Below are 11,649 nucleotides of genomic sequence, written 5' to 3' on the forward strand. Positions count from 1 at the left end.
AAATAGCTAGTGTTCTCGTTATCGGCTGATAGGGCAGCCACATGAAAAATCTATGGATTAGTCATGTTGGGTTGTGAATGCAAGGGCCTAGCGATGAAGGCCCAAAACTACCTCAAGGGCAGGGGATATTAGTATTTTATTGTTCTTTTAAAAGGCGGTAGTGAATCGAGTAGGGACTTTCCGTATCGCTTCGTTACTATGCGTCTATCAAGGATCGTGACTTTACCAGAATCTCTTTCCTTACGCAGTAGTCTACCCACAGATTGAATAAGCTTTTTACTCGCATCTGGAACAGTAATCTGCATAAAAGGGTTACCACCGCGTGATTCAATATATTCTGAATGTGCTTGCTCTACGGGAGAGGTAGGAACACCAAAAGGTATCTTGGTAATAACGAGGTTTTCAAGAAGCTCACCCGGTAGATCAAGACCTTCAGAAAAGCTGCCAGTTCCAAAAAGAACGCTGGTTTTACCTTGGTCTATTAGCTTTTTATGTTTTTTTAGGATTTCAGTTCGTGAAGTATCACCTTGAACCTGCAATGCCCACGACTTTTTAACGAAATCTGTTGCTAAAGCCTCTGCAACTTTGTTCATTTGCCAGTAAGAAGAGAATAGAACGAGATTGGCTTTTTTGTCTTCTATTACCTTAGGCAAAATTTCAATAAGATATTCGGTAAACTGAGGTGCTTGTGGTTCGTACTTCATTGCCGGCACGATCAGCTCTGCTTGATTCTGGTAATCAAACGGTGATGCCAAAGCCAAAAATTGTACGCCATCTTCTGCTTTTTGGCTGATGCCTGCTTGATGACAGAAAAAGCTGAAAGAGTTGAGCGCCCTCATGGTTGCAGATACTAATACCGCACCCACACAGCGGCTCCAGATTTGCTGATCCAATTGCCAACCCACCTCTAGTGGCGAAACATTAACAACGAAATCGCCTTCACTTTCTTTATTCAGTTCGAGCCAACGAGCCAAAGGAGCGCCTTTTTCTCTCTTCGGTTCAGCCATTAAGCGCCAAACTTGAGCAAGGTTCTCTGTTCTTTGTATATAGAAGCCAATTTCTGCCAGTGTCGGCTCTGCAAGCTTTGCTGAAAGCTCGCCGTCTTTAACTCGTTCCGCAATCAGGTCTGCAATCTTCGCAACTGCTTGGCTCGCCTTTTGTGTGAGTTGCTTGAGGTCTTTTGATTCATTCTCAAGCCACTCAGGTAAGTCGCCATGTTCGAAGCGATACAAGCCGTCTTCAAAGTGGTTAGCGTCAAACTGTTTACTCATTTGAGTCAGGGTAGGGATCAGCTGTTGCACTGAGTCTTGCAGTTCATTTCGAAACCGGTGGACACGTTTCTCGTCAGCGAGGCCTGAAAGCTTAGTGATGGATTGGTTTAAACGCTCTAACCATGAAGCGGCACCCTTTAGACTTGCCGCCGCAGAAGAGTGATCTCTGGCTACATGCGGTAAATGGTGAGCTTCATCGAATATATAGATGCTATTTTCTGGCTCAGGCAGTATCACACCGCCGCCTAAGTCAGCATCTGCCATCACTAAACTGTGATTGGCGATAATCACGTCTGCTTTATCTAGCTCTGAGCGCGCTTTTTGGAAAGGGCAGTCTCTATGAGTAGGCATACTGTTATTACAGCTGTGCTTATCACTAACAATCATCTGCCAAATCATGTTGTCGATGGGTTTTGGCCACGAATCACGGTCACCATCCCATTTACCTTGGGTTAGGCTACGATACATGGTTTGAAGTTGGTCGATATCCTTCTTCTTTGGCTTAGATTCGAACATGGCCATTTGTCCGCCATCAACCCCGCAGGCAGCGGCTAGCTTTTCGGAACAACAATAACGCTGTCTGCCCTTCGCTAATATGAAAGAAAACTCTCGATCAGTCAGTCTTCTATATAGAGGGAGATCTTTATTGACGAGCTGTTCTTGTAGCGCAACCGTCGCCGTTGATATGACTATTTTTCGGTTATTGAGCACAGCGACAGGAATAGTTGCCATTAAATAAGCCAGTGATTTCCCGATCCCGGTTCCCGCTTCTGCAACAATCATGCGATTACTTTTGTGGTATTGACCACAAAGTGTCTTCGCTATTTCTGCAACAAGGTAATTTTGAGCACGTCGAGGTACAAAGTTGTCCAACTGATCTTGGAGGTTTTGATAACTGGTGCGAATAGATTTTTGAATTTTAGTAGTTAGCATACTGTGACCTACGTAACGGAGCGAGGATAGTAGCACATATCACTAGTCGGTACATTTACGGTGAAATAGCTTGCTTTTGAATCAAAGGTAGATCTTGTTCACAAAAAAAAACTGAACCATCAGGAACTTAACTATTTTATTTATGTTGCGAAATATAAATATTAAAAAAGACTTGCTTGTAGGTGTTAAATCCTGAGATGTGGCGTTTTTACAAGTTGTTTGTGGTGTTAAATGCTGTTTTGTTCTTTTTTTGGATTATTATATTTCCTAATAAAACTAAGGATAAGCTGCTCGTAAAACGATGAAAAAAAATGTAAGTAGTTGATTTTGATTGCTTTGTGTTTTTTTTAGGTTTGTTTTTAGTTTATTTGACACGCAGGATAATCTTTTGCAATCTAGACCTCGAAATTTAGTGACGGTGATTAACCAACAAAGAGTGGTAATGACCAGTCATAAAAATAAAAGGGAACCGGGCAAGGATCTCCCATTCTTAGAAAAGGCAGTGGATTTATTATGAAAAAGACTCTATTAGCGCTAGCTATCGCAGCTACAGCAACTTCTGTAAACGCAGCAGAAATTTACTCTAACGACGATACTAAAGTTGGCCTAAATGGCGAGGTAGATATCTACCTACAACAATCTGAAGTAGACGAGACTCTAACTAAAACAGTTAAAAACGAAGCTGACATTTCTACTTGGGCTAAAATTCAACTAGACGCTGAGCAGAAGCTTAACGACCAGTTCACAGCATTCGCATCTTTCGAAATCGAAACTGACGGCAGCAACGCTAAGTTCGATGACGTTCTAGCTGGTTTTAAAACTGACACTTGGGGTATGGCTTTCGGTGAAACTGGCGACCTAGCAGAATCTGCTGACGCTATCCAGAAAGATGATATCACAAACGAAGGTAACTACATGGGCTCTACTGGTGGTCACCACCGCGAGTCTTCTGGCCACGGCGCTGTATTCAAAGGTCAATTCGTTGAAGGTTTCACAATCGTAGCTGACGTTAACACTAATTCTACTGAAGACGTTGACAACACTTACGGTATCTCTGCAGATTACGCATTCAGCAACTTCTCTATCGGTGCTTCTTACATCACTGGTGACGCTGCTAAAGACGTAGATTACTCTCTTGCTGGTGCTTCTGCTTCTGCTGAGTTTGGTGGCCTATACCTAGCTGTTACATACGCACAATTTGAAGGCAACCAAGGTTACGGTTACTGGGATCTAGCTGACATCGCTGCTGGTTCTTACGGCAACGGTGAAACTATGGGTATCGCAGCTGCTTACCAAATCGACGCTGTTCGTCTATACACTACATACTCTGTAGCAACAACTGACGAAATCGCTACAGCAGCGGGTACTTCTAAGATCTCTGATATCGACTCTACTAACCTAGTTGTTGGTGTTGATTACGCATTCCGTGACAACATCCTATTCCTAGCTGAATACCAAACTGCTGATTTCGAATACGCATCACAAACTCTAGATGCTGATGGCGTTATTGCTGGTGTTTACTACACATTCTAATCTGTAGTTAACTATGCTATACAAAAGCCAGCTATTAGCTGGCTTTTTTACATTTATTGATTAAGGAATCGTACATGAACAAGTGGTATTTGAGTTTTGTCTGTCTATTCTCTGCACCATACGCAACGGCTGCTCTTGATTTGGCTTCTGGTATTTCGCTAAATACTTTGAACGGTGAGGTTGTTGAAAGTGTGGAAGACGCTGTATTCACCTCAGGTGAAAACCAACTCGTTTTAGATTACACAGGGTATTTGAGCGATAAAGGCAAACGCGAGTTTATCAGTACAGTTCCTTACATTATGGTAGTTAATGTTCCCGAAAATGCTGATGTTGATATTGATCTTCTAAGTAGAAAGTACGCTAAAATCGAAAAAAATGTAGACAGAGAACTTCCTATATTCAGTATCTCTGTAAACGGTGATGATGCAGAAGTCGTGCAAGAAGTTTTGCCTCCATCTCAAGGTGCACTGCCTTACAGCGATATCCCTCAGTTGGTTAAAGACTACAACCAAGAAAGAGGCTTAGTTTTTGATTCAGGCAAGATTCGTTCGTTGAAAGAAGAGCTAGCGGCGGTACAAACTGGTGCAGTAGTTGGAGCAACGGTAGCTGGCGACAGTACTGTGCAAGAGTCTGAAAATACGCTTCAACTTAAGCTATGGTATTCAAGAGCAAATGAAGAAGAGCGTAAAGCATTCCAAAAATGGTTAATTGACCAAAAGTAATCAATCTTCACGTACAAAAAAGCGAGACGTAAATCTCGCTTTAATATATTGCTATGAGTTAAATCTCTTTCCACTCACCAGGCTGCAGCTGCCCCACATTCATATTACCCATTGAGTAACGGATAAGACGCAGGGTAGGGAAGCCGATATTGGCTGTCATTCGTCTTACCTGACGGTTACGTCCTTCAATGATTGTAATAGCCAACCATGTTGTCGGTATCGCGGCTCTGAAGCGTACTGGAGGATTTCTATCCCACACAACAGGTTCAGACATCACCTCAACCTGAGCGGGCAGTGTCATGCCGTCTTTTAGTTCGACACCTTTTCTCAATTTATCTAAATCTTCCTCAGAAGGTGCGCCTTCAACCTGTACCCAGTAAGTCTTTGGGGATTTTGAGTTTGGTTGAGTTAGCTTAGCTTGAAAAATACCATCGTTGGTCAAGACCATTAACCCTTCGCTGTCGCGGTCAAGGCGACCTGCAGCATAAACGTCTTTCACTGGAATAAAGTCCGCTAGCGTTTTTCTCCCTTCGCCATCTGTAAATTGGCTTAGAGTATCGAAAGGCTTGTTGAACAGAATTACTTTGCGATCTTCGAGCGCAACCTTAGGTTTTGCATTGGTAGGCTTGCCTTTATATCGGTGCTTGCTTGAGTGAGATTTGTTGTGCGAATTGCCAGTGTTATTCTTATCACTGCTTCGGCTTTGTCTATTACCGCTTTGTTTTAATGTTGCACCAGAACGAGCCGGTTTGTCTGAACGAGATGCGCTGCGTGAGCGAGTAGACATGTTAACTACCTTGCAAAAATGTAAACGAAGTGTGCTGAAAAGTTTTCACTGAAACGGAATTGAGCTATCATTTGCGCGCCTAAAAGACACAAAATAGAACAAGTTGATGGACTCTTAAGCCTGATTTGTTTAATTATACCTTCGTGTTTTATTATAACAACGCACTCACGGATTTGGTTCATGCTGTCATCAAGATTGTATGAAAAATAAGATAGAGTACGACTATCGAGTAAGCAGTTTTCACTCTTAGAGTGGCTTACTGGTCAATTTATAACACGCTCACTACTTTAAATGAGCTTGTAAGAACTATAGGGAAATTTCATGCCTACTGAAAAACCAACGATCATCTATACCATTACAGACGAAGCTCCGGCGCTAGCAACATACTCTCTGCTGCCTATCATTCAATCTTTTACAGCTTCTTCTGGTATTAACGTTGATACTCGCGACATTTCACTTGCAGGGCGTATTATTGCCAACTTCCCTGACTATTTGAACGAAGAGCAACGTATTGGTGATGCATTAGCAGAACTAGGTGAATTGGCTAAGACACCAGAAGCGAACATTATCAAGCTTCCAAACATCTCGGCATCTGTACCTCAGCTTCAAGCAACGATCAAAGAGCTACAGTCAAAAGGTTACGCACTTCCTAATTACCCAGAAGAAGCAAACACTGACGAAGAGAAAGCCGTTAAAGCAACTTACGATAAAATCAAAGGTAGTGCAGTAAACCCTGTGCTACGTGAAGGTAACTCGGATCGCCGTGCTCCACTTTCTGTTAAGAACTATGCGAAGAAGAACCCACACTCAATGGGTGCATGGTCTGCAGATTCTAAGTCGCACGTTTCAAGTATGGACGACAAAGACTTCTTCGGCAGTGAAAAGTCAGTAACGACTGAAGGTGCTACAGAAGTGAGCATCGAATTTGTTGGCAAAGATGGCGCGAAGAAAACACTGAAGCCAGCTTTTGCACTGCAAGATAAAGAGATCATTGATGCGTCAGTGATGAACAAAGCTGCTTTGGTTGCGTTCTTTGAGAAAGAAATCGCATCTGCTAAAGAGCAAGGCGTACTGCTTTCTCTTCACATGAAAGCGACGATGATGAAAGTGTCTGACCCTGTGATTTTTGGTCATGCGGTTAAGGTTTACTACAAAGACGTATTCGCTAAGCACGGTCAGCTGTTCAACGAGTTAGGTGTTGATGTCAATAACGGCATCGGCGATGTATACGCAAAAATCGCTGTACTTCCTCAAGATCAGAAACAGGCAATCGAAGCTGACCTACAAGCAGTATACGAAACTCAGCCTCCACTAGCGATGGTTGACTCAGACCGTGGCATTACTAACCTACATGTTCCAAGTGACATCATTGTTGATGCATCGATGCCTGCAATGTTACGTTCTTCAGGTCAAATGTGGGATCCAGAAGGTAAGCAAAAAGACACGAAAGCAATGATTCCAGATCGTAGCTACGCGAGCATCTACCAAGCGGTTATTGATTTCTGTAAAGAGAACGGTGCTTTCGACCCTACAACGATGGGCAGTGTACCAAACGTTGGCCTAATGGCTCAAAAAGCGGAAGAGTACGGTTCTCATGATAAGACTTTCATCCTTGAAGCTGCTGGTCAGGTTCAAGTTGTAGACGCTTCAGGTTCAGTGCTTCTTGAGCAAGACGTAGAGGAAGGTGATATCTTCCGTATGTGTCAGGTTAAAGATGCACCAATTCAAGATTGGGTTAAGCTAGCGGTTACTCGTGCTCGCGCATCGGGTGTTCCTGCGGTATTTTGGCTAGACGCGTCTCGCGCGCATGACGCTCAGCTTATTGAGAAAGTAGAAGCATACCTTCCTGAATACGATACCGATGGTCTTGAAATTAAGATCCTTGCTCCACTTGAAGCGACTCAATACTCACTGGTTCGTATCAAAGAAGGCCTAGATACTATTTCGGTTACTGGTAACGTATTACGTGATTACCTAACTGACTTGTTCCCGATTTTAGAGCTTGGTACATCAGCTAAGATGCTATCGATTGTTCCACTAATGAACGGTGGTGGTCTGTTTGAAACAGGTGCTGGCGGCTCTGCTCCTAAACATGTTCAACAAGTAGAGAAAGAAAACCACCTGCGTTGGGATTCTCTAGGTGAATTCTTGGCACTAGCGGCATCTCTAGAGCACCTGAGCGTAGTAACAGGTAACGCTAAAGCACAAGTTCTAGCTGATGCGCTTGATAAAGCGACGGGTGAGTTCCTTGATAACAACAAGTCTCCTTCACGTCGAGTAGGTGAGCTTGATAACCGTGGTAGCCACTACTATCTAGCGGCATACTGGGCTAAGGCGCTTGCTGAGCAAACGGCTGACGCTGATCTTGCTGCTGAGTTTGCAGGTGTGGCAAGTCAACTGGCTGAAAGTGAAGAAGCGATCGTTGCAGAGCTGAACAACGCTCAAGGTGTGGCTGGCGACTTAGGTGGTTACTACCTACTTGACGATGCATTGGTTTCAACACTAATGCGCCCAAGCTCAACGCTAAACGCGTTTATTGATGCATAGTGATTGGACTCATCGTTAGTCACTCATGAGCGTGATTTGCTAACGAGTTGCTTAGGCTGATAGCTAAGTTATAGATAAAGTCAAAACGAAAGACGCTTTAACGATAATGTTAAAGCGTCTTTTTTCTGTCTAATACTTCTTAAGACCTAGCTTAAGGGGAGTAGCTCTTCGAGCTCATTGTCCAGTGAGCAACTTTAGAGCCCCCAAAACGAAAAAAACCGCTCACGTAATCCTGTGTTACAGGTATTAAATGAGCGGTTTCAATATTCTGTTTACCTGTCAGCCGTTAATGACGACTGATGGAGGTTAACATGAGTTTGCATTCGCCTATTTTACGGCGCTGCCTTCTACAGGAACAACGGAGCTAGCATGCGAGCCTTTAGGTCCACTTTCTACTTCATAGTCGACCTGCTGACCAGCCTTTAAGGTTCGATAACCTTCCATTTGTATTGTGGAGTAGTGCGCGAAAATATCGCCGTCTTCACCTTCTGGACAAATAAAGCCAAACCCTTTGGCATTGTTAAACCATTTTACTGTACCTGTAGCCATGCTATACATCCCTCATGCATTTTGTTACTAACGTTGTTATATCAATTGTTGTAAGTGCGATTGATATCATTCCTACCAGCTAAAGAATTTCAGCTAATAGCTTGAATCTCGTACATTGCTTACGGAAATTAACGCTACCCTGCGTAATTATTCCTTATTGTTAATTTTTGAAGCGTGTTACTGATTTTAATTCATGTTGCAAAAGTGTATTAAAAAACCTTTTAGCTCCAATGTAGCTAATGATTGAGCACAGTCAATAGTAAATTGGTATAAAAGTGATCAATTTTAATAACAAATCACATTCGAGATTAACCGCAAACTATTAACCAAATAGTAACTTAGCGGTAATCTTATCGTTAGTATCAATAGTTATGGCGTCTTTTTAATCAATCACATATGTTAATCTTGTTAATCGAGATCTTTTATTTGCAGCGATGGAAATGGTGGATTAGGCTCAGTATAGAGGAATATTTTTTGGTACTGTTTCTAGGTGCAGTTTCTTAGTACACGGTAAAGCGTGAATGTGGTAAATTTGAGTTAGGTAAACACTCACGACTTCCGAAAAATAACCCTTAGCAAAGCGATATGAGCAGAAACTTTGAATGGGCATCTCCAGGCTCAGATTTACTGGAGAAAGAAGCAACAAAAGTAAAGCCACCGGCGATGTATAACGTTGTGTTGAATAACGATGACTACACGCCCATGGACTTTGTAATCGAGATCCTAGAGCGATTCTTCTCACTAGATATCGAAAAAGCAACGGAAGTGATGCTCAAGGTTCATTATGAAGGTAAAGCTATATGCGGCACATACAGTGCTGAAATAGCGGAAACAAAGGTAGCGCAGGTCACGATGTACTCAAAGGAAAATGAGCATCCGCTACTATGTACAATGGAGCAAGTATAAATTGCTCGAACAACACTGTTGTTCCCTTAGGAGGTACTTATGCTAAATAAAGAATTAGAGACGAGTTTAAATGGCGCATTTGCTCGTGCGCGAGACAAGCGACATGAATTCATGACTGTCGAACACCTCCTACTAGCATTATTAGAAAATGATGCGGCCAAGGAAGCGCTCCAAGCTTGTCAGGCTGATCTCGATGCTCTTCGCAATGAGCTCGATATTTTTATCGATCAAACGACCCCACTTATCCCTGAAAGCGACGAAACTCGCGAAACTCAGCCTACGTTGAGCTTCCAACGAGTACTTCAACGCGCTGTTTTTCATGTTCAATCTTCAGGTCGCAGCGAAGTAACAGGTGCTAACGTACTTGTGGCTATTTTTAGTGAGCAAGAATCTCACGCGGCATATCTTCTTAAGAAAAACGACATTAGTCGCTTAGATATTGTTAACTTCATCTCACACGGTATTACCAAAGCGAGCAACGAAGGCGACAGTCCTTCATCATCCGATTCATTTGGTGGTGCAGAAAATGCTGAAGAAGCTAACTCTGAAGACCGTTTAGAAAATTTTGCTACTAACCTTAACGAAGTCGCAAAGCAGGGCAATATTGACCCACTAATCGGTCGTGACAAAGAGCTAGAACGCACTATCCAAGTTCTGTGTCGTCGTCGTAAGAACAACCCTCTGTTAGTGGGTGAAGCGGGGGTAGGTAAAACTGCCATCGCGGAAGGTCTTGCATGGCGCATCGTTGAAGGACAAGTGCCTGAAATCATTCAGAGCAGCGTAATTTATTCTCTAGATATCGGTTCACTGTTAGCCGGAACCAAATATCGTGGTGACTTTGAGAAACGTTTTAAAGCGATTCTTAAGCAACTGGAGAAAGAAGAAGACGCGATTCTGTTCATCGATGAGATCCACACCATTATCGGTGCCGGGGCTGCATCGGGTGGTCAGGTTGATGCGGCAAACTTAATTAAACCATTACTAAGCAGTGGCAAATTACGTTGCATCGGTTCAACAACGTACCAAGAGTACAGCAGTATTTTTGAGAAGGAGCGTGCTTTAGCTCGTCGCTTCCAGAAAATAGATATTATTGAACCATCGCTAGACGATACGACCAAGATCCTGATTGGCTTGAAGCCAAAATACGAAGCTCACCACGAAGTGCGCTACACCAACAAAGCGTTGCGTGCCGCTGTGGAACTGTCAGCTAAATACATTAATGAACGCCACCTTCCTGATAAGGCCATTGACGTAATCGATGAAGCGGGCGCTCGTAGTCGTTTGGCACCTGCAAGCCGTCGTAAGAAAACGGTAAGCGTGGCTGATATTGAGTCAATGGTTGCGAAAATGGCGCGTATTCCTGAAAAGTCAGTATCGTCTTCAGACAAAGATACACTCCAGAAACTGGATGAGCGCATGAAAATGTTGGTATTCGGACAAGACCCTGCAATCGATGTATTGAGTGAAGCGATTAAGCTGACCCGTGCTGGATTGGGTGCAGACAATAAACCTGTTGGTTCATTCTTGTTTGCTGGTCCTACTGGTGTCGGTAAAACAGAGGTGACTGTTCAGCTGTCTAAGTTGATGGGTATTGAGCTTCTGCGCTTTGATATGTCTGAGTACGGTGAGCGACACTCAGTGAGCCGCTTGATTGGTGCGCCTCCTGGTTATGTTGGTTACGACCAAGGTGGTTTGCTAACGGATGCCGTAATCAAGAACCCGCACTCTGTTGTGTTACTGGATGAAATCGAGAAAGCTCACCCAGATATCTTTAACTTGCTACTGCAGGTAATGGATAACGGCACGCTAACTGACAACAATGGTCGCAAAGCGGACTTCCGTAATGTGATTCTAGTGATGACGACCAACGCAGGTGTGGCTGAAACCGAGAAGAAATCGATCGGCCTGATCCAACAAGATCATGCGCCAGATGCGATGGGCGAAATCAAGAAGGTATTTACTCCTGAGTTCCGTAACCGTCTTGATAATATCATTTGGTTCAACAGCCTTGACCCAAGTGTGATTAGCCAAGTAGTTGATAAGTTCATTGTCGAGCTTCAGGTTCAACTGGACGCTCGTGGCGTGTCTTTAGAGGTTTCTGAGGATGCTCGTCACTGGTTAGCTGATAAAGGCTATGACAAGACCATGGGTGCTCGTCCAATGGGACGTGTTATTCAAGAGAAGCTTAAGAAACCACTTGCTAACGAGTTACTGTTCGGTAGCTTGGTTGATGGCGGTACGGTTAAAGTATCCCTGAAAAAAGACGAATTGGATTTCATCTATGTTGGTGCTAAAGAAGAGGTCATGCACTAACGAAGTGATTGATAAATCAAAGGCTTAAATATAAAACGCATGACTTAGGTTGTGCGTTTTTTTATGCTTGCGAGATGCGAGATGCGAG

At 43.3% G+C, this 11,649-nt stretch carries 8 protein-coding genes; 5 read left to right on the top strand and 3 right to left on the bottom strand.

The features are described from left to right. Positions 1-128: 128 nt before the first annotated feature. A complete protein-coding gene (gene dinG / locus AB4486_RS02745; RefSeq protein WP_372116423.1) occupies positions 129-2,204 on the bottom strand; it encodes an ATP-dependent DNA helicase DinG in 2,076 nt (691 codons plus the stop codon). Positions 2,205-2,717: 513 nt separating this feature from the next. On the opposite strand from dinG, the gene AB4486_RS02750 reads away from it, so the two are divergent. Together AB4486_RS02750 and AB4486_RS02755 are read left to right on the top strand one after the other, a co-directional pair. After that, positions 2,718-3,737 carry a porin gene (locus AB4486_RS02750; RefSeq protein WP_372116425.1) on the top strand — a complete coding sequence of 340 codons (1,020 nt, stop codon included), beginning with the start codon at positions 2,718-2,720 and terminating at the stop codon, positions 3,735-3,737. A gap of 74 nt (positions 3,738-3,811) precedes the next feature. Then, positions 3,812-4,459, top strand: coding sequence for a DUF2057 family protein (locus AB4486_RS02755; protein WP_102398103.1), 648 nt, complete (start codon positions 3,812-3,814; stop codon positions 4,457-4,459). A gap of 58 nt (positions 4,460-4,517) precedes the next feature. Here AB4486_RS02755 and AB4486_RS02760 read toward each other — a convergent pair whose 3' ends face one another. After that, entirely contained in the window at positions 4,518-5,246 is a 729-nt protein-coding gene (locus AB4486_RS02760) for a pseudouridine synthase (protein ID WP_136973574.1), read from the bottom strand. A 321-nt stretch (positions 5,247-5,567) separates the two neighbouring features. Between AB4486_RS02760 and AB4486_RS02765 the strand changes: the two genes are divergently transcribed. Next, on the top strand, positions 5,568-7,793 hold the full coding sequence (locus AB4486_RS02765) for an NADP-dependent isocitrate dehydrogenase (RefSeq protein ID WP_372116427.1): 2,226 nt from the start codon (positions 5,568-5,570) through the stop codon (positions 7,791-7,793). Positions 7,794-8,120: 327 nt separating this feature from the next. Here the strand turns inward: AB4486_RS02765 and cspD are convergent, their stop codons facing one another. Then, positions 8,121-8,342 (bottom strand): cold shock domain-containing protein CspD, encoded by a 222-nt coding sequence (gene cspD, locus AB4486_RS02770; RefSeq protein ID WP_009846336.1) that lies wholly within the window; start codon positions 8,340-8,342, stop codon positions 8,121-8,123. Positions 8,343-8,927: 585 nt separating this feature from the next. Here cspD and clpS point away from each other — a divergent pair. Further along, a complete protein-coding gene (gene clpS / locus AB4486_RS02775) occupies positions 8,928-9,248 on the top strand; it encodes an ATP-dependent Clp protease adapter ClpS (protein WP_004737430.1) in 321 nt (106 codons plus the stop codon). A gap of 39 nt (positions 9,249-9,287) precedes the next feature. Beyond that, positions 9,288-11,561 (top strand): ATP-dependent Clp protease ATP-binding subunit ClpA, encoded by a 2,274-nt coding sequence (clpA, locus tag AB4486_RS02780; protein ID WP_017062108.1) that lies wholly within the window; start codon positions 9,288-9,290, stop codon positions 11,559-11,561. Positions 11,562-11,649: the final 88 nt, after the last annotated feature.

Source organism: Vibrio sp. 10N.222.55.C6 (assembly GCF_041473395.1).
Lineage (GTDB): Bacteria > Pseudomonadota > Gammaproteobacteria > Enterobacterales > Vibrionaceae > Vibrio > Vibrio crassostreae_C.

Coding starts and splice junctions, on each gene's coding strand:
- dinG (WP_372116423.1), bottom strand. CDS start 2,204: ATGCTAACTACTAAAATTCAAAAATCTATTCGCACCAGTTATCAAAAC.
- AB4486_RS02750 (WP_372116425.1), top strand. CDS start 2,718: ATGAAAAAGACTCTATTAGCGCTAGCTATCGCAGCTACAGCAACTTCT.
- AB4486_RS02755 (WP_102398103.1), top strand. CDS start 3,812: ATGAACAAGTGGTATTTGAGTTTTGTCTGTCTATTCTCTGCACCATAC.
- AB4486_RS02760 (WP_136973574.1), bottom strand. CDS start 5,246: ATGTCTACTCGCTCACGCAGCGCATCTCGTTCAGACAAACCGGCTCGT.
- AB4486_RS02765 (WP_372116427.1), top strand. CDS start 5,568: ATGCCTACTGAAAAACCAACGATCATCTATACCATTACAGACGAAGCT.
- cspD (WP_009846336.1), bottom strand. CDS start 8,342: ATGGCTACAGGTACAGTAAAATGGTTTAACAATGCCAAAGGGTTTGGC.
- clpS (WP_004737430.1), top strand. CDS start 8,928: ATGAGCAGAAACTTTGAATGGGCATCTCCAGGCTCAGATTTACTGGAG.
- clpA (WP_017062108.1), top strand. CDS start 9,288: ATGCTAAATAAAGAATTAGAGACGAGTTTAAATGGCGCATTTGCTCGT.